Source organism: Maribellus sp. YY47 (genome assembly GCF_023111095.1).
In the GTDB taxonomy this organism is placed as follows: Bacteria; Bacteroidota; Bacteroidia; order Bacteroidales; family Prolixibacteraceae; genus Draconibacterium.
This window is the reverse complement of the sequence record NZ_JALGYW010000025.1, coordinates 30,971-54,567: the sequence shown is the minus strand read 5'-3', so window position 1 is coordinate 54,567 and position 23,597 is coordinate 30,971. Positions and strand designations below refer to the sequence as shown.

Annotated in this window: 24 protein-coding genes and 1 tRNA gene; 8 read left to right on the top strand and 17 right to left on the bottom strand. The window is 42.3% G+C overall.

Going from position 1 to position 23,597, the window contains the following annotated elements; translation table 11 throughout:
• Positions 1-250 precede the first annotated feature (250 nt).
• Positions 251-2,008, bottom strand: coding sequence for an aspartate--tRNA ligase (gene aspS, locus MR764_RS17525; RefSeq protein ID WP_247980751.1), 1,758 nt, complete (start codon positions 2,006-2,008; stop codon positions 251-253).
• A 160-nt stretch (positions 2,009-2,168) separates the two neighbouring features.
• Between aspS and MR764_RS17520 the strand changes: the two genes are divergently transcribed.
• On the top strand, positions 2,169-2,612 hold the full coding sequence (locus MR764_RS17520; protein ID WP_247980750.1) for a nucleoside deaminase: 444 nt from the start codon (positions 2,169-2,171) through the stop codon (positions 2,610-2,612).
• Positions 2,613-2,839: 227 nt separating this feature from the next.
• Here MR764_RS17520 and MR764_RS17515 read toward each other — a convergent pair whose 3' ends face one another.
• Both MR764_RS17515 and aroB read right to left on the bottom strand, forming a co-directional pair.
• On the bottom strand, positions 2,840-4,072 hold the full coding sequence (locus MR764_RS17515; protein WP_247980749.1) for a 3-phosphoshikimate 1-carboxyvinyltransferase: 1,233 nt from the start codon (positions 4,070-4,072) through the stop codon (positions 2,840-2,842).
• A 41-nt stretch (positions 4,073-4,113) separates the two neighbouring features.
• Positions 4,114-5,178 (bottom strand): 3-dehydroquinate synthase, encoded by a 1,065-nt coding sequence (gene aroB, locus MR764_RS17510; RefSeq protein ID WP_247980748.1) that lies wholly within the window; start codon positions 5,176-5,178, stop codon positions 4,114-4,116.
• Between the two features lie 97 nt (positions 5,179-5,275).
• On the opposite strand from aroB, the gene MR764_RS17505 reads away from it, so the two are divergent.
• The 3 genes from MR764_RS17505 to MR764_RS17495 all read left to right on the top strand — a co-directional run bounded on the left by MR764_RS17505 (position 5,276) and on the right by MR764_RS17495 (position 8,300).
• Positions 5,276-5,728, top strand: coding sequence for a hypothetical protein (locus MR764_RS17505; RefSeq protein WP_247980747.1), 453 nt, complete (start codon positions 5,276-5,278; stop codon positions 5,726-5,728).
• Between the two features lie 9 nt (positions 5,729-5,737).
• The gene (gene dprA, locus MR764_RS17500) at positions 5,738-6,841 is read left to right on the top strand and encodes a DNA-processing protein DprA (protein WP_247980746.1); all 1,104 of its coding nucleotides are present in this window, start codon (positions 5,738-5,740) and stop codon (positions 6,839-6,841) included.
• A 139-nt stretch (positions 6,842-6,980) separates the two neighbouring features.
• Complete coding sequence (locus tag MR764_RS17495; protein ID WP_247980745.1) at positions 6,981-8,300, top strand: DEAD/DEAH box helicase; 1,320 nt, start codon at positions 6,981-6,983, stop codon at positions 8,298-8,300.
• Positions 8,301-8,366: 66 nt separating this feature from the next.
• Here the strand turns inward: MR764_RS17495 and MR764_RS17490 are convergent, their stop codons facing one another.
• The 10 genes from MR764_RS17490 to MR764_RS17445 form a co-directional block, all read right to left on the bottom strand.
• Positions 8,367-8,837 (bottom strand): biopolymer transporter ExbD, encoded by a 471-nt coding sequence (locus MR764_RS17490; RefSeq protein WP_247980744.1) that lies wholly within the window; start codon positions 8,835-8,837, stop codon positions 8,367-8,369.
• 12 nt (positions 8,838-8,849) lie between these two features.
• Positions 8,850-9,413, bottom strand: coding sequence for a biopolymer transporter ExbD (locus MR764_RS17485; protein ID WP_247980743.1), 564 nt, complete (start codon positions 9,411-9,413; stop codon positions 8,850-8,852).
• A gap of 33 nt (positions 9,414-9,446) precedes the next feature.
• Positions 9,447-9,908, bottom strand: a complete 462-nt coding sequence (locus MR764_RS17480) for a hypothetical protein (RefSeq protein ID WP_247980742.1) — start codon at positions 9,906-9,908, stop codon at positions 9,447-9,449.
• 16 nt (positions 9,909-9,924) lie between these two features.
• Entirely contained in the window at positions 9,925-10,728 is an 804-nt protein-coding gene (locus MR764_RS17475) for a MotA/TolQ/ExbB proton channel family protein (RefSeq protein ID WP_247980741.1), read from the bottom strand.
• Positions 10,729-10,864: 136 nt separating this feature from the next.
• Positions 10,865-10,952 (bottom strand) — tRNA-Ser (locus MR764_RS17470).
• A 67-nt stretch (positions 10,953-11,019) separates the two neighbouring features.
• Positions 11,020-12,063: an asparaginase gene (locus MR764_RS17465; protein ID WP_247980740.1), complete on the bottom strand. Its 1,044-nt coding sequence runs from the start codon at positions 12,061-12,063 to the stop codon at positions 11,020-11,022.
• A gap of 29 nt (positions 12,064-12,092) precedes the next feature.
• On the bottom strand, positions 12,093-12,857 hold the full coding sequence (locus MR764_RS17460; protein ID WP_247980739.1) for a TatD family hydrolase: 765 nt from the start codon (positions 12,855-12,857) through the stop codon (positions 12,093-12,095).
• Positions 12,858-13,028: 171 nt separating this feature from the next.
• Complete coding sequence (gene gdhA / locus MR764_RS17455; RefSeq protein WP_247980738.1) at positions 13,029-14,363, bottom strand: NADP-specific glutamate dehydrogenase; 1,335 nt, start codon at positions 14,361-14,363, stop codon at positions 13,029-13,031.
• Between the two features lie 388 nt (positions 14,364-14,751).
• Positions 14,752-16,386, bottom strand: a complete 1,635-nt coding sequence (groL, locus tag MR764_RS17450) for a chaperonin GroEL (RefSeq protein ID WP_247980737.1) — start codon at positions 16,384-16,386, stop codon at positions 14,752-14,754.
• A 24-nt stretch (positions 16,387-16,410) separates the two neighbouring features.
• Positions 16,411-16,689 carry a co-chaperone GroES gene (locus MR764_RS17445; RefSeq protein ID WP_247980736.1) on the bottom strand — a complete coding sequence of 93 codons (279 nt, stop codon included), beginning with the start codon at positions 16,687-16,689 and terminating at the stop codon, positions 16,411-16,413.
• Between the two features lie 373 nt (positions 16,690-17,062).
• Between MR764_RS17445 and MR764_RS17440 the strand changes: the two genes are divergently transcribed.
• Positions 17,063-18,148 (top strand): helix-turn-helix transcriptional regulator, encoded by a 1,086-nt coding sequence (locus MR764_RS17440; RefSeq protein WP_247980735.1) that lies wholly within the window; start codon positions 17,063-17,065, stop codon positions 18,146-18,148.
• A 564-nt stretch (positions 18,149-18,712) separates the two neighbouring features.
• Positions 18,713-19,309, top strand: a complete 597-nt coding sequence (locus MR764_RS17435; protein WP_247980734.1) for a hypothetical protein — start codon at positions 18,713-18,715, stop codon at positions 19,307-19,309.
• A gap of 96 nt (positions 19,310-19,405) precedes the next feature.
• On the opposite strand, the gene secG is transcribed toward MR764_RS17435, so the two are convergent.
• From secG to MR764_RS17415, 4 genes are read right to left on the bottom strand one after another with little or no spacing between them, the layout of a single operon-like run.
• Entirely contained in the window at positions 19,406-19,732 is a 327-nt protein-coding gene (gene secG / locus MR764_RS17430; RefSeq protein WP_247980733.1) for a preprotein translocase subunit SecG, read from the bottom strand.
• Positions 19,733-19,736: 4 nt separating this feature from the next.
• On the bottom strand, positions 19,737-20,336 hold the full coding sequence (locus MR764_RS17425) for a tetratricopeptide repeat protein (RefSeq protein WP_247980732.1): 600 nt from the start codon (positions 20,334-20,336) through the stop codon (positions 19,737-19,739).
• Position 20,337: 1 nt separating this feature from the next.
• Positions 20,338-20,853, bottom strand: coding sequence for an LptE family protein (locus MR764_RS17420; RefSeq protein WP_247980731.1), 516 nt, complete (start codon positions 20,851-20,853; stop codon positions 20,338-20,340).
• Positions 20,854-20,857: 4 nt separating this feature from the next.
• The gene (locus tag MR764_RS17415; protein ID WP_247980730.1) at positions 20,858-22,090 is read right to left on the bottom strand and encodes a sigma-54 dependent transcriptional regulator; all 1,233 of its coding nucleotides are present in this window, start codon (positions 22,088-22,090) and stop codon (positions 20,858-20,860) included.
• 346 nt (positions 22,091-22,436) lie between these two features.
• On the opposite strand from MR764_RS17415, the gene kdsB reads away from it, so the two are divergent.
• Positions 22,437-23,171 (top strand): 3-deoxy-manno-octulosonate cytidylyltransferase, encoded by a 735-nt coding sequence (gene kdsB, locus MR764_RS17410; protein ID WP_247980729.1) that lies wholly within the window; start codon positions 22,437-22,439, stop codon positions 23,169-23,171.
• A gap of 64 nt (positions 23,172-23,235) precedes the next feature.
• Entirely contained in the window at positions 23,236-23,586 is a 351-nt protein-coding gene (locus tag MR764_RS17405) for a T9SS type A sorting domain-containing protein (RefSeq protein ID WP_247980728.1), read from the top strand.
• Positions 23,587-23,597: the final 11 nt, after the last annotated feature.

Here is a 23,597-nt window from a genome sequence, read left to right as displayed (position 1 = left end):
TAACTCAATTGCTTGTGAGAATTTCTATCCATAAAACAATCATGATTCACAGGAAGCACCAACAGATGTGAAAATTAAGAAGCTTACTCTTATCCAGAATATCCAATGCAAAATTCCCAATATCCAATTTCCATGATTTTGTTGGATATTTTACATTCAAAATTGGGAATTGGATATTTTTAAAAATAGACTTTCATAAAAAAAAGGCACCCCCTCGCGGAGATGCCTTTCCAAATTTATCGGATTGCTATTACTTTTTCTCTTTAAGATCGATCACCAAATTCAGTTCATCTAACTGTTCGTTGGCAATTGGTGCGGGCGAGTCGATCATTACATCGCGACCGGCGTTGTTTTTCGGGAAGGCAATTACGTCGCGGATTGTATCGAGCCCGGCAAACATTGATACCAAACGGTCGAAGCCAAAGGCGATACCGGCATGTGGCGGCGCACCGTATTTAAAGGCGTTCATCAGGAAGCCAAACTGTGCCTGTGCCTGTTCGGGAGTAAAGCCCAGTTTGTCAAACATTTTTGCCTGTAACTCCGAATTGAAGATTCGCACCGAACCTCCGCCAATTTCAACTCCGTTAATCACCAGGTCGTAGGCATTGGCACGAACTTTTCCCGGATCGGTATCCAGCAGCGGAATATCTTCGGGCTTGGGCGAAGTAAACGGGTGGTGCATGGCGTAAAAACGTTGGGTGTCTTCGTCCCATTCCAAAAGCGGGAAGTCGACCACCCACAAAGGTTTGAAAACATTTTTATCGCGCAGTCCCAGCTGGTTGCCCATTTCAAGCCGCAGTGTGCCCAGCGCTTCCTGCATGTGTTTTTTGTCTCCCGAAAGTACCAGGATCAGGTCGCCGGCTTCAGCACCGGTAATTTCTGCCCAGGTTTTCAGGTCTTCTTCCGAATAAAATTTATCGACCGATGATTTGAAGGTTCCGTCGGCATTGCATTTTACATACACCAAACCTTTGGCGCCAATTTGCGGACGTTTTACCCACTCGGTCAATCCGTCAAGCTGTTTGCGGGTGTACTCCGAACAGCCTTTGGCAGCAATCGCTCCCACATATTCGGCTGCATCAAATACGCCAAAACCTTTTCCTTTTACAGTTTCGGTCAGCTCACTAATTGTCATTTCGAAACGGGTATCCGGTTTGTCAGAACCGTATTTTTCCATGGCTTCGCTGTAAGGTATCCACGGGAAATCTTCCACTTCAACACCCAGCGTTTCTTTGAACATGTACTTGGTAAGGCCTTCGAACATTTCGAGCACGTCTTTCTGTTCCACAAACGACATTTCGCAGTCGATTTGGGTAAACTCAGGCTGACGGTCGGCACGGAGGTCTTCGTCGCGGAAACATTTTACAATCTGGTAGTAGCGGTCGAAACCGGCCACCATCAACAGTTGTTTGAATGTTTGCGGCGACTGCGGCAAAGCATAAAACTCACCGGGATTCATACGCGACGGAACTACAAAGTCGCGGGCACCTTCGGGAGTCGATTTGATCAGCACCGGAGTTTCGGTTTCGATAAAATCTTTGCCGTTGAGGTAATTGCGGACGGCGTGTGCCATTTTTGCACGCAAAATCAGGTTATCACGCACCGGAGCACGGCGTAAATCGAGGTAACGGTATTTCATGCGCAGCTCGTCGCCACCGTCGGTATCGTCCTGAATGGTAAACGGAGGAATATCGGATTGGCTTAAAACTTTAATATCGCTCAGTGCGATTTCGATCTCACCGGTTGGGATATTCTTGTTTTTGCTCGAACGTTCGCGAACGGTTCCTTTGGCCTGAATCACAAATTCGCGGCCCAGTCCATCCAAAATGGAAGCCACCGAAGCATCGGTTTGTTCGTCAACTACCAACTGAGTAATTCCGTAGCGGTCGCGCAGATCGATAAAGCTCATGGCTCCCAGGTCGCGGATGCGCTGCACCCAACCTGAAAGGGTAACTTCCTGGTTTACATTTTCGATGCGTAGCTCGCCGCAGGTATGTGTTCTGTACATGATGTCTGTCTTTTTATTCGGTTGCGAAAATAAGAAGATTTTGGCAATTTTGTCCGACATTTGTCGCCTTAACTTGTGTGATAACCAAGAATTATGCTTCTGGCAGAAAGAACAGGAGCAAGGGAGAAAATGAAAGAAGAATTAAAGGGGATTTGCAGCCATGATTGAGCCATTTAACGACGAGTATTTTATGAAAAAGGCTTTTGCCGAAGCTTTGCAGGCCTACGACAAAGGAGAAGTTCCGGTAGGAGCAGTGGTAGTTTCGAAGGGGAAAATTATCGCACGTGCCCACAATCTCACCGAAACGCTGAACGATGTTACGGCTCATGCCGAAATGCAGGCGATTACTGCAGCCGCTAATTTGCTGGGCGGAAAATATTTAAACGATTGTGTTTTGTATGTTACGCTGGAGCCTTGTGTAATGTGTGCCGGAGCGCTGGGTTGGTCACAAATTGGCAAAGTGGTTTTTGGAGCGCACGACGAAAAACGGGGCTTCAAAAAATACGCAGCACAGGCGCTTCATCCTAAAACTGAAATTGTAGGTGGAATTCTCGAAACCGAATGCCGTGAGTTGATGCAGGATTTCTTTCGGAAAAAACGGTAGGATTTTAGTATTCCTTTGTTCTATTACAATTGCAGTACAAAATTAGATTGCTTCACTACGTTCGCAATGACCTATTGATTGATCGTCTTTTGAGGAGGGTTTGGTTGGCGGAATGCCGCCAACCAAACCCTCTATCAATTATAATGCATGAAGCGCCTGTCATTGCGATCCCGATGTATCGGGAGAAGCAATCTCAAATTTTAACCAGATCTAATGTTTCTTTTTTTCTATTCAGAAACCTCAAACCCGATCTTTTTCAAATCATTCCAAAAGCCGGGATAAGATTTGGTAACCACCATCGGATCTTCGATTTGCATCGGAAGTCCGGCCAGCGCCATGGGAGCAAATGCCAGCGCCATCCGGTGATCGTGATAAGTTTTTATAACCGGATTGTCGTCTTTCATTTCCATATCCAGTTTACCATCCCAGGCGAGTTCGCCGTGTTCCGGTTCTGTTAACGCAGCACCAAACTTCGCCAATTCGTTTTGCAAAGCTGCAATACGATCGGTTTCCTTGATCTTCAGTGTTTTCAATCCGGTGAAATGGAAGGGAATACTTTTGGCTACACACAAACAAGCCATGGTTTGCGCCACATCCGGGTTTTCGATAAAGTCAAGATTTAAACGATCGGGTTGGTTATTTTTTGTTTTGCTGAGGAGCACACCGTTTTTCTCCTGAATGGATTCCACACCAAAATGCTCAAACCAGGCGGCAATGTCGGCATCGCCCTGCAGGCTGTCGAGTACCAGGTTTTCCATCAGTATCTCGCCCGAATCAACAAGCGCCATAATCTGGTACCAGTACGAAGCTCCCGACCAGTCGGCTTCGCAGGTATAATCGATCGGGAAATAACGCTGTTCGGGAACGATAATTTCGTTTTTATGCCACTGGTAGCGAATGCCAAATTTGCCCATCAGTTCCAGTGTCAGTTTTATATAAGAGCGCGAAGTAGCGTCGCCTTTCAGATTCAGTGTCAGGCCACTTTCGAGTGTGGGTGCAATCAGTAACAAAGCTGTAATGTATTGGCTCGAGACGCTGCCGTCGAGTTGCAAGGTTTTTCCTGTCAGGTGCTTGCCAAATATTTTGAGAGGAGGACAACCTTCATTTTCCATGTATTCAATTTGGGCTCCCAGTTCGGTTAAAGCATCCACCAGAATTTTAATGGGGCGTTGTTTCATCCGGTCCGAACCGGTGATTTCCCATTCGCCAACCACTTTAGCCAAAAAAGCAGTCAGGAAACGCATGGCCGTTCCCGCGTGCCCGATATCAAACTTATTCGAGTTCGAATTAAGCGCGGCCTGCAGTACTTTGGTATCGTCGCTGTCCGAAAGGTTGCGGATCGGGTAGGGACTGTAACTCAGGGCATGGATAATCAACGCGCGGTTACTGATACTTTTCGACGCCGGAAGTTGTATGGTTCCCGACAAGTGTTTTATATCTGCTGAAATCTGGTAATTCATATGCTGGAAATTGTGAGGTAATAATTTGATTGAAAAACCGCTTACAAATTTCGGTAATATTCAAGCGCTTCCAAAATCAGTTCTTTGCTGCAGTTCTGGTTAATGGCAATTTTGCCAACCTCCGGCAGCAACGTAAAATTGATGCGCCCCGATTCATTCTTTTTATCGTGTGTCATCAGCTGGTAAAGCCTTTCAAAATCGCTTTCCGATATTTGGAATTTACCATAGATACTGAGCATCCACTGAGTAAGCGCTTTTAAATCATTTTCAGGGAAACCACACATTTTTACCGATAGGTACAGCTCCGCAATCATTCCATAGGCTACCGCATATCCATGCAGAACGGGGCGTTTTTGTTCCATCGCCAGGCTTTCAAATGCATGCCCGACCGTGTGCCCAAAGTTGAGTGCCTTGCGGATATTGTTCTCGGTAAGGTCGTTGGCAACAAAGTATTCCTTTACATTTACCGAATGCCGGATGATCTCCTGAAGATTATCATAATCGATGTTGTCGAAGTCGAAAGGTTTGAGTTCTGCCAGGTGTTCCGGATTATGAATTAACCCGTGTTTGATCATCTCGGCAAAGCCCGAAATCATATTTTCGCGGTCGATGGTTTTCAGAAAATCGGTATTGATAATCACGGCAACGGGTTCTTTAAACGTTCCCACTTCGTTTTTCAAGCCACTAAAATTAATGCCGGTTTTTCCACCCACCGAAGCATCGACCTGCGAAAGCAGCGTAGTGGGGATGTTCAGGAAATCGATACCGCGTTTGAATGTTGTGGCTGCAAAACCCGCCAAATCGGTGAGCATGCCGCCACCAATATTAATTAAAAGAGACTTGCGGTCGCAACCGTTTTGCGAAAGAAATCCCCAGATTTTACCGACAGATTCAATTTTTTTGTTGTGCTCTCCGGCCGGAATCACCACTTTCCTCACGCCCCATTCTTCGAAAAAAGCGTTGAATTTTGGAAGCCAAATTTCGTCCATCGTAGTTTCGGTGGCCAGAAATACTTTTCCTACCGGATATTTTTTAATGTATTCAACGAGTTCCTTCTCCAACTCGCGGGTGTATAATATTTTGGAATAAATTGTTGAATTTCCCATAAGTAGCTGCTAAATTGCGTTAAAGTTACAATAAAAATAAGTTTCGGATTTGTTTCTGAATAAGGACGGGCAAGTCTTAGAATTTTAATAACGAAGAATGAAGATAACGAACAGAAGGAGAGCGACCAGATATAAACGAATATTTTTCCTGGTAAGTATTGTGATTGCCTTGATTAGTCTTGCAGCGTTTTTATTTGATTATACCATTTACGGATTAGTAGGCGTTGGAGTATTTTCAGTGTGGTACTTGTTTTTTCTTGTAGCCGACTATCAGTATATACAATTTAATGATGAGCACGGAAGGATTGTTTTGCGGTATTACAAAGCTATCAGTTTTGGTTCAAAGGAATATAACTCTATCGAGTTTCCGCAGAATATCCTGCAAAATGCACACTTTGAAGATTCTTTTTTTGGTAAGCTTTCTGATCTTACCTTTTTAGTCCGGACCAAACGTGGAATTGCCGAATATCCTTCAGTAAGTTTATCTGCTTTGCCTTTTGAAGATCGCCTTCGGATAAAGGAAAGCCTGTTTAAGATTATGCGAAGTTAAGCCTTCAACATGGAAGACAACCTCAAATATAAAATAGCACTTTCGATGTTGCCCGGGATTGGCGGTATTCTGGCGAGAAACCTGCTTGCCTATGTGGGGAGCGTGGAGGAGATTTTCACATCGTCGCAAAAGGCCCTGATGAAAATCCCCGGAATCGGGGAGCTGAATGCCAAACGAATTCGTGCAGCCAACGTTCTGGAGAAAGCCGAAAAAGAACTGGAGTACATCCGGAAACACGAAATAAGAACAGCTTTTTATACGGATACAGATTATCCGCGACGTCTTAAAAATTGCATTGATTCTCCGATACTGATCTATTATAAAGGCCATTTTAATTTTGATGAACCACGTGTGATCAGTATCGTTGGAACACGCAATGCAACCGAATACGGGAAACGCATGATCGATGATCTGGTAAGCGCTTTTGCCGAAAGACAGTATGAAGTGTTGATTGTTAGTGGCCTGGCCTACGGGATTGATATTCATGCACACCGTGCGGCTTTGAAAAATAATGTTCCAACAGTTGGGGTACTAGCACACGGACTGGAAAGACTCTATCCGTCGTTGCACCGCGAAACCGCCATTCATATGCTCGAAAATGGTGGGTTGTTAACTGATTTTCCGAGCGGAACAAAGATTGATCCGCAGAATTTTCTAAAACGTAACCGTATTATTGCCGGTTTGGCCGATGCTACCATTGTTGTTGAGTCGGCCGTCAAAGGAGGAGCGTTGGTTACCGCTGATATTGCTTCATCTTATAATCGCGATGTTTTTGCCTTTCCGGGCCGCGCCGGTGACGTCTATTCAAAAGGATGCAATCAATTGATCCGGAACAACGGCGCTACTTTAATCGAAGGAATTGAAGATCTGGAATATTTTATGGGTTGGGAAACAACTGCAAAGAACAAAGCTGTTCAATCCAGCCTGTTTGTAGAATTAAATGCTGATGAGCAGAGAGTTGTGGATTTGCTTCAACAGGAAAAAGAACTTTTTATTGATCAGATTTCTGCTGAAGTTCAGCTTCCGGTAAGTCGTATCTCCTCGATGCTGCTGAATCTTGAGTTCAAAAATGTAGTTCAGGCCTTGCCTGGAAAAATGTATCGTTTAAGGTGATTTTTCGTTAAATCATTCATTCTCATTTAAGTTTTCTATTTTTGCGACGTTAAACGAACTCGCATTTTGATTTTTTCAAAAGAATGTTGTTGTTTGCGGGTTACATCGAATACCATTAATGGGTGACAATTGAATTGAGATGAAGAAAACATTTGAAGAATTAAAAATAGCAAAGTCGATACTAAAGTCGTTGGACGACATAGGTTTTGTATCACCAACTCCGATTCAGGAACATGCGATTCCTAAAATTAATTCGGGAGTGAATATTGTGGGTGTCGCACAAACCGGTACCGGGAAAACTGCTGCTTATCTGCTTCCACTTTTAACCCGTTTAAAAAAGCCGGAAGGAACAGATCCGAGGGTTTTGATTCTGGTGCCTACGCGGGAATTATCGATTCAGGTGGGGGAAGATATCGCTGAATTAACTTCGTATTCAGAATTGAGGCATGCTTCAGTGTTTGGCGGTATTGGCTGGACGAAGCACGCAGCTCTGCTGGAGCAAGGGGTTGATGTTCTGGTGGCCACGCCAGGAAGGTTAATGGATTTGTACAGGTCCGGAGCATTAACACTGAAAAAGGTAAAATACCTGGTGATCGACGAAGCCGACCGGATGCTCGATATGGGATTTATGCCGCAATTACGGCAATTGCAGGAAATTATTCCGGTAAAGAGACAGAACCTTCTTTTTTCTGCTACTTTTTCAGAAGAAATTGAGAAACTCTCGGAAGAGTTTTTGGATCATTACGAAAAACTGGAGATCGCGCCGTCAGCAACGCCGGTAAAACAGGTGACACAAACCGCTTACATGGTTCCGAATTACCGGACGAAGTTAAACCTGATTAAATATTTGTTGGAAGACGAAGAGAAATTCACACGTGTTGTCATTTTTGTGAAAACAAAGGAACATGCTGAAGGCGTTTTTAAGGTTGTTGAGCGAAAAGCTGAAGGGGAGAAGCGAATTCTTCACTCGAACAAAGCTCAAAATTCAAGGATAAATGCTATCCAGGCTTTTAAAAACGGTGAAATAAGAATATTGATTACAACCGATGTTTCTGCCCGGGGAATGGATGTGAGTCAGGTGAGTCATGTCATTAATTTTGATTTGCCCAACGATTACGACGATTACATTCACCGGATCGGACGTACTGCAAGAGCAGGTAATACGGGCGATGCCATTACCCTGATCGATCCCTCTGACGAATGGCACTGGGCTAAAATACAGCAACTGATTCGTACAAGCATTGACTTGTTGCCACTTCCCGATGCTGTAGAAGTTTCGGAAACCGAATTTGATGAAAACCAACAGCAACTGAGGGAGATTGACCGGCAGCGTAAGATTGATGATCCCACATTTCAGGGAGCTTTTCATCAGAAGAAAAAGAGAACAGGATCAAAACGTTCTTTTGATGATAAGTTTGCACGAACAAAAGTCCGGGGTAAAACAAAGAAAAGAAGATAAGCTGGTAAATGACAGCAAAAAAAAGGGAAGCTGTGCTTCCCTTTTTTTGTATAGCATCAATCTATTCTATAGTTCACGTTTTTTCCTTGATGAATAGTTAATGTTTAGTGCGGCCGACTTACGCAATTCCTGCTTAACATCGTTCACAATACCCATTTTTGTATTTTCATCAATCTTTAAAGACGTAATAATAGCATTACGTTCAGCTTCCACTCTTGCTTCACGCTCAGCAATTACATAATCCTGAACTTCGTCTACTTCAGCAAACTGATCGTTTAACTGAATACGTGAAGCTTTCCCGAATGTTTTTTGATACTGAGGTTGAGGTTCACCAATGTAGATGTAACTCACCAAAGATTTCTTTTCGAGTTTGCTCAATTCGGTAGCTTCAGGAAGACGCATCTTTACTTTCAAGGTTACTTCACGCATGGTGGTACTCACCATAAAGAAGAATAAAAGCATGAACACAATATCCGGCAAAGAAGCCGTTGAAATTGGAGGAAGTTCTTTCCCGCCATCTTTTCTAAATTTACTCATCTCTTATTCTTTTTAGATTTTACCTTTAGGCTCAGCTTCCGAAATCCTTTGTGGATAAATTTTACGAACGGCGTCTTGTTGGTCTGACGTAAGATTTTCGTATGGTTTTCCCCATTTTCGTTTAGCTAACTCGTCTCTTAATTCATTAATGGCAGCAACCAGCTCGTTTTGTACAGCAAGATACGTTCCGTATTGAGTATCAAGGTCATTTCGCAATGAAATTATGCCTTTGGTTACCAGAACTTCTCCGAAGAAAGGTATTTCCTTAGGTTCTTTTTCGGGCAGGTCTTTTTCGTCGTATGGATTTTCCATAAACTCTTTTGCCCTTTCGCGAAGATTTTCAATACGTTCGTAGTCTCCTTCCACCAACAAGTCGTTGTTTTTGTTTACCAGAACCACAAAGATGTTACGTTCGTTAACGTCAGTATCATCGTTCTGTTCAGGTGCCCATGGTGGAAGTTGTCTACGCAGACCGCTGTCAACGTCCATCGTGGTTGTTACCAGGAAAAAGATCAGCAACATGAATGCTATATCTGCCAAGGAGGCAGACGGTATTTCCGGCATTTTTCTAGACATAACTTTTCCTGTTTTTATTTACCACGAAACTAATTACTTAATTAAACGCATTACTGAAGATGATGCAACCGAAACAATCGCAAGTCCGATTAAAATATAAGTTGCATATAGTCCAGTATCTACCAATTTCGATACATTCTCGTTCAATGTTCCGTCTGTAATAAATTTATCAACACCTACAAACTGAGGAATCTCAGGAGATGCCATTAAATAAGCGATTACAAACACGGCGCCAAGGAACACGATCGAAATTATTCCTCCTTTTGCAGCTTTTTTGTCGGTGAACATGTGCAGCAGAGATGAAATAACTGCTACGCCAGCTCCGAAAGCTAAAAGTATATAAGCCCAAACCAGGTTGGAGTTTACCCAACTATTCATTGCGGGATCAGTATCAACTTCTTCGTTAATGTTTACCATCAACGAAACTACAAGTATTGCTGAAACAATGAGTAGAGCCCATAGTACTATCGTAACTATTTTTCCTGTTTTACCCATTTCTCAATACTCCTTATTATTTTTTCAAGTTATGTTTTACCAATAGGTCAAGCAACGAAATGGAAGCATCTTCCATATTGTTGATGATGCTGTCGATTTTAGCTACACAGTAGTTGTAGAAAATCTGAAGGATAATAGCAACAACAAGACCAGTTACAGTTGTGATCAAAGCGATTTTGATACCGTTAGCAACCAATGAGGGAGAAATGTCCCCGGCAACTTCGATAGCGTCGAATGCACTAATCATACCGATTACTGTACCCATGAAACCTAACATAGGAGCAAGAGCGATGAACAGAGCGATCCAGCTTAAACCTTTTTCCAAAAGACCAGCCTGAACACTTCCGTAAGAAATTACAGTTTTTTCTACTACATCAATACCGTGATCGAAGCGATCAAGACCTTGGTAGAAAATACTTGCAACCGGTCCGCGAGTATTACGGCAAACATCTTTTGCTGCTTCAACACCACCGTTTTCCAAAGCTTCTTCAACTTTAGCCAGTAATTTTTTAGTGTTGCTGGTAGCCAGGTTCAAATAAAGAACTCTTTCAATTGCGAAAGCCAAACCAAGAATCAATGTGATCAAAACGAACGACATGAAAGTTGGACCACCTTCGATGAATTTTTGTTTTAATTGGCTGTGTAATGATTTTCCTTCTTCAGCCGCAGCTGCCGCTTGTTCTTCCTGATCGACAGTCTGATCTACCTGTTCGGTAGTAGTTTCCGGTGCAGCTGCTGGTTCATCTTGAGCAAGCGCTACGTTTGACGCCATGAAAAATAGCATCCCAAATACGGCTATTAACGCGAATAGTCTTTTCATAATTGATTTGAATTTTTAATTAATAATCTCTTTTGATTTTTTATTTGCTTTTGAATATAATTCTGTCCCATACCACAAAAAATGTGCCCCGGCTTTTTACAATCGTATACACATTTTAAGAACTATTCTCCCGCAGCGGAGAGAGGGGGATTCGAACCCCCGGTACCGTTTCGCGGTACACACGCTTTCCAGGCGTGCCAGTTCAGCCACTCCTGCACCTCTCCAGTATTGATAACTGGCCTCCCAAAAGAGGGCTGCAAATTAATAAAAAATTGTGAAAAAAAAAGTTCGCTATTCACTAATTTCCCCTCTCATGCTTTTATTGAGATACATTTTAATTTCATCGTGTTTTAAGTCTTGGCCCAACAGAAACATAAGCTTGGTTATGGCTGCTTCTGTTGTCATATCTTTTCCCGAAACAACGCCGCCGTTTAGCAGTTCCAAGCTGGTTTCGTATTGGCCCATTACAACTTTTCCGCCTTCACACTGCGTAACATTCAGTATAATTACTCCGCGCTTGATGGCTCGTTTGATACAATTGATCAGCCATCTGGATGTCGGTACGTTTCCCGATCCAAATGTTTCGATGACCACTCCTTTCAGACCGGGTGTGTTTAAAACCGAATTTAAAACGTTTTGATTGATTCCTGGGAAGAATTTCAGGATGACAACATTGTCGTCAAAATTGGTATTAACCTTCAATATTCCGCGGTTTTCTGTGCGGTAGATAAATTCGCTGCTGTATTTTATGTCGATACCGGCAACTGCCAGCTCGGGATAATTAACCGAACGGAAAGCGCTGAATAACTCTGCGTCGCGTTTAACAGTTCGGTTGCCTCTGTATAGTTTGAAGTCGAAATAAATACACACTTCTGGTACAATGGCAACGCCATTTTGTTTGGCCGCTGCAATTTCTACCGCCGTAATCAGGTTTTCCTTGCCGTCGGTCCGAATCATACCAATGGGTAACTGTGATCCGGTAAAGATGATCGGTTTGTCAAGATTTTCAAACATGAAACTTAAGGCCGAAGCGGTGTAGGCCATTGTGTCAGTGCCGTGGAGTACAACAAATCCATCGTACTGACTGTAATAGCGTTCGATGGTTTTCGCAATTTTAATCCATATCATCGGATTCATATTGGACGAATCGAGTGCAGGATTAAACGTTACCGTTTTAATGATAAAATCGAATTTTTTAAGTTCCGGTACTACTTCCTGGATTTTTTCGAAACGCACGGGTACAAGGGTTCCGTTTTGAGGATGTTGAACCATCCCGATCGTTCCGCCGGTATAAATAATAAGAATGGATGTCTTTTTGTCTGTAGCGTTGTTCATTGCAGTCCTGAAAATCGGTCCGCAAGTTATTAAATTTCAAACAATCCGCGAGCGTTTGTTGTAGTTATTTCGGCTACACGGGTAACAGAGATGTTGTAAATTTCGGCTAATTTTTGTGCGACATAAACAAGATAGGAACTTTCGTTTCGTTTTCCTCGTTTGGGCTCAGGAGAAAGATAGGGGGCATCGGTTTCCAATACCAGCTTATCGATATTTACTGAACTGATGACTTCGTCAAGATTACTGTTTTTGAATGTCAGTACGCCTCCGATTCCCAGGTAAAATCCAAGCTCCACAACTTTTTGAGCTTCTTCGGCTGTTCCTGTAAAGCAATGGAACGCTCCTCTTAAACTCCCATCCTGTTCTTCTTTAACGATTTGATAGGTCTCGTCAAAGGAATTTCGAACATGAATAACAATGGGTAAGTTGTGGCTTTTGGCAAGTTTAATCTGATGCCGAAAAGCGTCTTTTTGCTCGTTTATGTATTTTTTGTCCCAGTAAAGATCAATTCCAATTTCACCGATTCCGAAAAACTTGCGTTTGTTCAGCCAGTATTCAATGGCTTCCAGTTCTTCTTTATAATCTTCGTCAACCGAAGTGGGGTGAAGGCCAATTAATGGATAGCAGAGATGGGGATACGCATCCGTTAGATCCAGCATGTGTTTAATAGAACCCGAATCGATATTCGGAAGAATGATTTTCTTTACCCCGTTGTCATAGGCTCTTTGGAGTGCCTCGTCACGATCGTGTATGAAATCCTCCGAATAAATATGTGAATGTGTATCAATTAGCATTCTTAGAAATTTGGACAAATGTAAAAAAGTGTTTTGTGACGGAGGTCAATTTAATATTATCTATAATTTAAATTTAACGATCGATACATTTTAGGGCAGGCTGTTACAAAAAAAAGAATCCGCAGAAAGCTGCGGATTCTCGATACCATATATAATATAGTAGCACAAATATTATACAACACCTTGAGCAAGCATGGCTTCTGCAACTTTTACAAAACCGCCAACGTTGGCTCCTTTTACATAGTCTACTTTTTCACCGTTGAGACCATAGTTTACACAGGTGTCATGAATGTTTTTCATGATTCCTTTTAACCGAAGGTCAACTTCCTCAGCAGGCCAGTTAATGCGCATGCTGTTTTGCGACATTTCCAATCCGGAAACAGCAACGCCTCCGGCATTTACTGCTTTCCCGGGAGCATAGTGAATATGCTCAGACAGGTATTCTACGGCTTCGGCGGTTGTGCCCATGTTGGATACTTCAGCCAACATAGTGCAGCCGTTTTTAACCAGCGATTTGGCGTCGTTCAGGTCGACTTCGTTCTCTGTAGCACAAGGCATGGCGATATTAACCGGAACTTCCCACGGGCGTTTGCCTGCGAAAAATTCAGCGCCAAATTCCCTGGCATACGGTTCAACTACATCGTTGTTGGTAGCGCGTAATTCAAGCAGGTAATCAACTTTATCTCCGCTGATTCCCTCTTTGTCATAGATAAAACCGTCAGGTCCTGAAATGGTTACGACTTTACCTCCCAGTTGGTTGATTTTTGAAATGGCGCCCCATGCAACGTTCCCAAAGCCTGATACAGCAACGGTTTGTCCTTCGATATCCTGCCCCAGACGATGCAACATGTGCTGTGCAAAGTAAACGGCACCAAATCCGGTGGCCTCCGGGCGAATTAAACTTCCTCCCCAGGAAAGTCCTTTGCCGGTAAGTACGCCTGTAAATTCGTTTTTCAATCTTTTGTACTGCCCAAACAGATAGCCGATTTCACGACCTCCAACGCCAATATCTCCAGCCGGTACATCTGTATTGGGCCCGATGTGACGATAAAGCTCTGTCATAAACGACTGGCAGAAACGCATAATCTCGCCGTCAGTTTTTCCTTTAGGGCTAAAATCAGAACCTCCTTTGCCGCCACCCATAGGAAGTGTGGTAAGGCTGTTTTTAAAAGTTTGCTCGAAACCTAAAAATTTCAGAATACTTAAAGTAACACTGGCATGGAAACGCAAACCTCCTTTGTAGGGGCCCAAAGCGGAGTTAAACTCAACACGGTAGCCGCGGTTGATTTGAATTTCGCCCCTGTCGTCAACCCAGGGAACGCGAAACATAATTACACGTTCCGGTTCACACATGCGTTCAAGAATTTTTGCTTTTTGATAACGCGGATTTTTTTCGTAAAAATCCCAAACTGAACCGATTACTTCTTCAACTGCCTGGTGAAATTCCTTTTCCCCGGGAGTTCTTCTTTCTAAATTCTGGATGAATTCATTTATGTCTGTTCTCATAACGACCTTGTTTTTCGGCGGCTTCAATTGTGTAGGATCGAACACCTGCCCGAAGTTTAACCTAAGTTGTATTGTAAACACTGTTTAGGTGTTTAGCAATCGATTTTGTTTATTTAATTAACACGCTAAAGGTAGAGAACTTCTGAATGAAAAAACAAGCTTGTCATAAAGTTTAGGCTCGTTGTAGTTATCAGAATATCAATGTGTTAATCCTGTGAAAAAGATGTTAAAAAACACTGTCTGACGATTGTCATTATTTTCGAAGCGGTTATTCGCTTACAATTTGTAAGAATAGTGAGGAAGTGAGTTGGACGGTTCGTTGTTTGGGGCAATAAAAAAGCCCTTCCGGAGGGAAGAGCTTTTCCTATGTTGCATAAATCTTTATTTATTACATCATGCCACCCATGCCGCCCATTCCTGGACCACCCATTGGAGATGGACTTTCTTCTTTAACGTCAACAATTACAGTTTCAGTTGTAAGGAACATTCCGGCAATAGACGCAGCATTTTCAAGAGCTACACGCGTTACTTTTGCTGGGTCGATTACTCCTGCTTCCAGAAGGTTTTGGTATTCATCGATGCGGGCGTTGTATCCGAAGTCAGCTTTGCCTTCTTTTACTTTCTGAACAACAACAGCGCCTTCTTTGCCAGCATTGGCTACGATTTGGCGAAGTGGTTCTTCAATAGCACGTTTGATGATTTCAATACCTGTTGTTTCGTCTTCGTTGTCACCTTTTAGTTCGGCCAGTACTTCACTTGCACGAATGTAAGCAACACCTCCACCGGGAACAATTCCTTCTTCAACGGCAGCACGTGTTGCATGCAAAGCATCGTCAACGCGGTCTTTCTTTTCCTTCATTTCAACTTCAGACGCTGCACCTACGTAGATTACTGCTACACCACCGGCGAGTTTAGCCAAGCGTTCCTGCAGTTTTTCTTTGTCGTAGTCAGAAGTGGTGTTTTCCATCTGCGTTTTGATCTGGCCAACACGTGCTGAGATCGCTTCCTGTGAACCAGCGCCGTTAACTACAGTTGTATTTTCTTTGTCAACGGTAATTTTTTCAGCTTGTCCGAGTAGGTCAAGTGTGGTCTGTTCCAGTTTCATCCCTTTTTCTTCGGTAATTACAGTACCACCGGTAAGGATTGCGATGTCTTCGAGCATTTCTTTTCTGCGATCGCCAAATCCGGGAGCTTTAACGGCACATACTTTTAATGAACCACGCAGGCGGTTAACCACCAATGTAGCCAGTGCTTCTCCGTCAACATCTTCTGCAATAATCATTAACGGACGACCTGTTTGTGCAGTAGCCTCCAGTACAGGAAGAAGGTCTTTCATGGTGCTGATCTTCTTGTCGTGAATCAGGATGAAAGGAGCATCCAGTTCAGCAGCCATTTTTTCAGGATTTGTTACAAAGTAGGGCGAAATGTATCCGCGGTCGAATTGCATACCTTCCACTACGTCAACGTAAGTGTCAGTTCCTTTTGCTTCTTCGATAGTAATAACACCTTCTTTGTTTACTTTTTGCATTGCTTCAGCAATCAAAGCACCGATTACTCCGTCGTTGTTGGCCGAAATTTTAGCCACCGATTCGATTTTTTTGTAATCGTCGCCAATTGTTTGTGCCTGATCGGCAATACTTTTTACAACAGCTTCAACTGCTTTGTCGATACCGCGTTTTAAATCCATAGGATTCGCACCGGCAGTTACGTTTTTCAAGCCAACGTTTACAATCGACTGAGCCAATACTGTAGCAGTAGTCGTTCCATCACCTGCGTCGTCGCCGGTTTTAGAAGCTACTTCTTTCACCATCTGGGCACCCAGGTTTTCGTATGAGTCTTTTAACTCGATTTCTTTTGCAACGGTTACACCGTCTTTTGTAATCTGAGGTGCACCAAATTTCTTTTCGATAACAACATTGCGTCCCTTCGGACCAAGTGTTACTTTAACAGCGTTCGCTAACTGATCAACTCCGCTTTTCAGCAGGTCGCGCGCTTCGATATCGAATTTAATCTCTTTAGCCATCTTTTATCTGTTTTTTTGTTTTGATTAATTAATGAATAAAACTTCGTTTTGCGACATTAATAAATAGTCGGTACCATCAATGTTGAGTTCAGTTCCCGAGTACTTACCGTAGAATACAATATCGCCCACTTTCAGTTCCATTGGTTCATCTTTTTTATCAGCACCAACCAATACAACCGAACCCACCTGGGGTTTTTCTTTTGCTGAATCAGGAATGATAATTCCGCTGGAAGTTTTTGTTTCTGCTTCCTGTGGCTTTACAAGTATTTTGCCTGCCAGGATTTTACCTTTTAATTCTGCCATTGTAGTAACAATTTATTTATTAAACATTTTTTTTAATTCGACACCGTCGGTTTATCACATTCTGTGCCAACGGCACTTTCGGCAAAAACAGCAATTTATTCTGGACAAAATTGCATCCGAAAAATTATGAATGAATTATTATTCGTGCATAAATTGCACCTATACAATATTTTAAGTGTTTTGTCAGGGAATATGACAGGCTGGCAGGGCTTAAGGCAAGCTTAGTAAAGTAAAGGGCCAGAATTCAATTTGAACCCATTAAGGTGAACAAATTAATAACATTAACGTTTCTGTTTTGACGTTAAATTGAAGTGCTCATTTCTTTTTCACAACCAATATCCCTGAAAATTAGAGTTCATTTAAAACTCACGATATGTCAGATTTTATCGACCATCGTGATAAACCAGAGACCGAGCAACATCAGAATTTTCATTTGTCGGATAATACATCATTTTTTGAACGGGAAAACGTACAGAAATTAGTCTGTTTGTCGAGTAAGGCTGACGGACGGATTATTTGTCTGGCTGATGTACCCGGAGCGGAAGGCCAATCTTTTTTTCGTAAAAAAAACTGTGATACAGTGTCGGAGGTTGAAGAGCAGGCGTTCCTGGATATTTGGAATGAGTTACAACGGTTGAGTCGTTTATCAAAAGAAAAGAAAAGGAATTGTGCAGGCGAGGACTTTGTATTGGTATTTGACATTGTCTCCCATGCCATGAAAAAAGAAGAAGTCCGTAACTTTTGGAAGGCAAAGAAGCATTTTACTCCCCGGGTCGGAGTTATGATTGATCCATTTAACGGGAAAATTATAGATAATGGTGGCGAACGTTATTGTATCAGTTTTGAATCATCAAAAGATGCCATCAGGTGTGCTTCGTTTCTAAAGGATTCATTTTTTGAAAGTTTGGATTCAGGGCTGCAAACCAAAATTTCATTTAAAGTCGGACTTAGTCAGGGGCATAGATCTGGTTACGAAAATGGTTCAAATGCGCTGGTGTTAAAACGCAGTGAACGACTTTGCCATGTTGCCCGCGAAAAAATATTAGTTAGTTCGGATTGTAAGGATGGAAGTGAACCAGAAAACGGTAATGCCCCGGTTGAAATAGACGGAATTGAGGTTTTGAGTGCCGAAGACGAACGTTTTGTCCATAAATTGCTTGACTGTATGGAGCGTAAATGGCAGGATGAATCGTTTTTTGTTGATGAGTTCTCAAAACAACTTAGTTCCAGTAAATCGCACATATACCGAAAGATGATTTCATTACTGGGGCTTTCTCCCAATAATTTTATTCGCGAATATCGTTTGGGTAAATCCATCGATTTGCTGAATAAAACCACATCCAATATAGCCGAGGTTGCTTTTGAAGCCGGATTTAGCAGTCCTTCATATTTTACCAAATGTTTTCAGCTGAGATATGGGGTAACTCCGTCTGAATATCTGCAGATTATGGGCGAATAAACACCCAATACCTGTTTGGATGAGAATAAAAGATAAATTGGTCTAAAAATATGTGCTTTTGAATCAAATTTGATATGATAACGGCTGTTTGTCGTCTTAAATTTGGTTAAGCTCAAAGTAAATCACCTATAAGATTATTTCGGGGGGGGCGATTTTAAAGCTATTGCGGAAGAAGTTGTCCGTAAATTGAAAATTAGAATATGAAAGAATTTAAAAAAGATCGACCTGAAAGAGTGAAACGCGGGAGCTGAGGTGGTTCAGTTCTCCTGTACTTAGCCAGAAAAATGTATGTCGATATTGTTCGTGTTCTGTTATTTTGTTTGAACCTCAAAGGATATTCCATGAAAACAAAAAGAACCTCTCAATGCTTCTGTCGTTTTCATCAATCGGGTCGGTCAAACTTAGGTTCTGTTGATGCCTTCGAATTATCGGGTTAGTTGTTTTATTTGTGAGCAATCATATTGTTTGCCTTCCGAAACCTGCAACCTGAATGCCTCGTAAACAAAATGCCAGACAATTTTGGAGCAGAAAATAACGGAAACAATTATACTAAAAGCTAAAGCCATGAAACTCTTAAGTTTACTTTGTGTGGGAGTATTTCTCACGTTCCTGTGTGCCTGTGAAAAAGCCGAAACAAGTGTGAAAACTGATGCTCAACTTTTGGTTGAGTTACCTTTGGAAGCGTGGCAGGCCGATGAGTTAATTACGCCCAAAAGTGCGACCGTCGGTTCGCTGTACCGGTTTAACGGGAGTACTTCTTTTAGTTTGGCCAGCAAAGACAACCTGAACAATTGCCCGGGTGCTGTTTTGGGTGTAGCAGCAGGTAGCGGATCGCAATTAATTTTTAATGGGTTGGAAGGGGCAGACGAAATTCAATCGCTTACTGTTGTATGGGGATATGCACATGTGGGAACGATAGATTGTCACATGCAGGAACCGGTTGAATTGCTGGCAGAGGGGGAACAGCTCACTGCATCCGAATTTAGCCTGAACCTGGATGAATTTTTGCAACCCGTAATTCAGATGATGGATAATAATCCCAGGACACTCATTTTTATTCGTGTTTACGGGTATTCAAATTTTGAAATTTCGGTACATGCCGATTTAAAAGTTCCGATTATGGTTGAATCGGATATTGCATCGCCAAGGTTTACCTTATAGTTTTCGATTGATCCGAGGGAAAAGAAAAAGCCACCTGAAATCAAGTGGCTTCGTATTTTTTGCAATTATTCTTCGATCGTCAACAGGATTCGAACGTTAGATAGAATCCGGAGGAGTAGTCGGGAATGTAGGAACCTGTGTAGGATCAGTTACATTCTCGATTTGTTGTTGAACACGTGACTGTTCAGCATCTGTTTTTTCGCGTGGGATAAAACCGGCGCCAACAATCGACAGAATCATTAACGCTGCTGCCAAAACCCATGTGCCTTTCTCAAGAAAATCAGTTGTTTTACGAACTCCCATTACCTGACCTGTAGATTGGAAATTGCTGGCCAGACCACCTCCTTTTGAGTTTTGTACCAAAACAATCATTACCAAAAGGATACATACGATAAACAGTAAAACGGTGATAAAAATATACATCTTCTTAAGTATTATTCTTTATTACTTCAATTTCTTTAATTCGGCTTGCAAAGTAAATATTTTTTTCCGGATATTTCAAACTTAATTTTTTAAAGGCTTTAATCGCTTTTTCATAATTTTTTTGATGGAAATAAATGTTGGCCAATGTTTCAGTAACTAATTCGTCGTTTTCGATTACCGATTTCTCCAGAATGTCTTTATTTACTGCTGATTCAGTGAGCTGTGTTCGTTGATTTGCACGAATGGAATTACCTGCACCTGAATTTAAAAAACGATCAATAAGAGCGTTGCCCTGATGTCCTTCCGACGAATTATTGTCGAGCGAATAACCCGACATCTGCTCGTTTTCGGTGGTTTCAACACTAAATTGAATCTCGTCGTTCAGAAATTTGTACAGCTGTTTTCGGTCGGGAACCATTACTGCCACCTTTTTTAATACCTCTTCGAATTGCGGCGAATCAACTGCTTTCAGGTTTTTGAGGTACAAGATCCAGCCGGCCTGAAACCACGGTGATTCAGTGGTCAGAATGCGCAATTGCTCCAGCGAATCGTGGTTGAGCAATGTAGTATTTTGCAAGTATTTTGTAAAATGGTTTCTGTTCATCTTACCAGTTTGCAATGGTGGCGTTGAAAATATCCTCGGTGAGTTTATCAATAATCTGTTCGGTGAGATCGTCTTCTACCGAACTGATCGGTTGATTACTGTCGAAATCTTCGTATGCAGTAAAGTTTTGCTCGAAATTATCATCCGGAACTTTGTTGTTGGTGTATTTCAGTTTGAGCGAAATGGTAAGCCGGGTTTGAGACGAAAGGTCGTCTTTCTGCACGGCCATCGGGCGAAATTCGTATCCGGTTATTTGTCCTTCAAATTCAATATCACCTCCTTCCGACAACTCATGCAGGGAGGTCTGACGCTGTAGTTTTTCCCTTAATTTCTCGGTGAAATTCTGCGCGAGTGTTGGATTGACCAGCCTTGCCCGGTTGGGGAAATAATAAACCGTAAAAGTTTTTACGTCAGGAGAGAGGTTGGCTCCGGTAAAGGAGTAATTGATTTTACAAGATGGAGCGAGGCCCACAACAATCAATGCCAAAATGATTCCGGCGATTATTTTTTTCAGCATAAAATTATCCCTTAATGTCGTATTCTTTAATTTTTCGGTAGAGCGTACGTTCAGAAATTCCCAACTCCTGTGCGGCGTATTTTCGTTTGCCCCGATGTTTGTCAAGCGCTTTCTGAATCAACTCAATTTCTTTGTCGGCCAAAGAAAGCGATTCTTCCACAAATTCTTCTGTATCCTGTATATGATCTTTTTCTACATGTGAAATATGAATTGGGCTGGGTACCGGTTCACTCGGCGGAAATCCGACCTCTTCGGTATTGTACAAATCGCGGATGATTTGAGCCTGGTCTCCGGAAAGTGAAACATCACGGTTTTGCATCAGGTCAAGTACCAGCTTTTTCAAATCGTTCATGTCCTTTTTCATATCGAAAAGAACTTTGTATAATATTTCCCGTTCGTTGGCAAACGACCTGCTTTCTTCGGCTCTCGAAAAGATAGCGGGCAAATTCTGGCTACCCGTAAACGGCAGATATTCGCGCAGTACTTCTGCATTTATTTCCCGTTCCTGTTCGATGATTGAAATCTGCTCGGTTACATTCTTCAGTTGTCTGATGTTTCCCGGCCATCTGAAGTTCATCAGCGATATACGCGCATCTTCGGTTAGGCGAACCGGTGGCATTCGGTATTTCTCAGCAAAATCGCGGGCAAATTTCCGAAACAGCAGGTACACATCGTCGGGTCGTTCCCGCAAAGGAAGAATGCTGATAGGCACCGTGTTCAATCGGTAGTACAGATCTTCGCGGAACTTACTTTCTTCAATGGCCTTCGGAATGTTCACATTGGTGGCGGCAATAACACGCACGTTTGTTTTAATAACCTGCGAAGAACCAACTTTTATAAATTCGCCGGTTTCCAAAACACGAAGCAGGCGTACCTGGGTTGAGAGGGGAAGTTCCCCGATTTCATCCAAAAAAATAGTACCACCGTCTGCTTCCTGGAAATATCCTTTACGGTCGGCAAGTGCACCCGTAAACGCACCTTTTTCGTGTCCGAAAAGTTCCGAATCGATGGTTCCTTCGGGTATTGCCCCACAGTTAACGGCGATATATTTGCCGTGTTTGCGGCTGGAATATTGATGAATGATCTGAGGAAAAATTTCTTTCCCCACACCACTTTCTCCCGTGATAAGTACCGACAAGTCGGTGGGAGCAACCTGCACTGCCACTTCAATGGCGCGGTTTAATCCCGGCGAGTTGCCTATAATTTCGAATCGTTGTTTAATTGACTGTATATCCATGTTATTTCTTCTGACCGGCCAACAAAAAGATTAATTCTGCATTCAGATCTTGTTTTGTTCGGAGAATTTATCCGAATAAACTTCAATCCGCAAAATTACAATTTTTTACGGGCAATGACAGTTGGTGACTGACAATTAAGGATTTTTAGCCTTTCGAATTGCAGTAGACGATTTTTTAGCGCTTAAATCAGTTATTGAATATTATCTTTGTCTTATCAAATTGATAGTAAATTATTAAAATGAGACACGAGTCGTATTTCCGGGGTTTATCCGTACGACAAATTGTTGCGGAAATTGAACGGATACGTGTTTTGTTATTACCTCAACGATAAGCAATTTTAAGCAGATGAAATTTATTGGAATTATCCCCGCCCGTTATCAGTCAACCCGCTTTCCCGGTAAACCTTTGGTGATGATTAAAGACAAGCCGATGATTCAGTGGGTTTATGAGAATGCGGCAAAAGCCCTGGATATGGTTTGTGTGGCCACCGATGATGATCGCATTTATGATGCTGTGTTGAGCTTTGGCGGTAAGGCAGTAAAAACACTTTCTTCGCACCAGAGCGGAACGGACCGTTGTGCAGAAGCGGCTCGTATTTTGGCTGTTGACCATTCGTTTGATGTGGTGATAAATATTCAGGGCGACGAGCCTTTTATTCAGTCGGAACAAATTGCTCTCTTAAAAGGATGTTTTCAGGATGACGTGCAGATTGCAACTTTAGTGAAAAAGATTGACAGCACAGAAGAATTATTCAACCCGAACAGGCCCAAGGTTGTTCTTGATCAGCAAGGGAATGCATTGTATTTCAGCCGGTCAACGGTTCCCTATGTTCGGGGAGTGGAAGAAAAGGACTGGGTGACTAAACACAACTTCTGGGCACATATCGGGATGTATGCTTTTCGGGCCGAAGTGTTACAGCAGATTACACTGTTGGAGCAGGGGCGACTGGAGCTGACCGAATCGCTGGAGCAACTGAGATGGCTTGAAAACGGTTATCGGATAAAAACGGCAGAAACTCATTCTCAGTCAATAGGTATCGATACTCCTGAAGATTTAGAGGCTGCGCTAAACTTATTTTGATAAACGTTGATCAAAAAGGCATGAAAATTGTTACCTTTAGCAAGAGAAGCAAAATAATAGCAGAATGAAATATATTTTACCTATCATATTTACATTGTTTATTTATGTCACTGCTTCCGCTCAGAATACCTGGAATTCATCGCTTAAGGAAAAAGAGCAGATCGAATCTGAATTGAAGGTATATCCTAACCCAAGCAAGAATAATAAGGTAACGGTTGAGCTGCAATCTAAAGAAATAGCTGAAATTCATTTCATCAATATAACCGGGAAAGAAGTAATGAAAGAGATGTACGATTTTCCGGTTCAAAAAAGTACCATTCAACTTAATCAACTTCCAAACGGGATTTATATTTTGCGAATAATTACTTCGGACCAAAATACCTTTACCAGGAAGTTGATGGTTTCCCGAAATTGATAATTGTGATT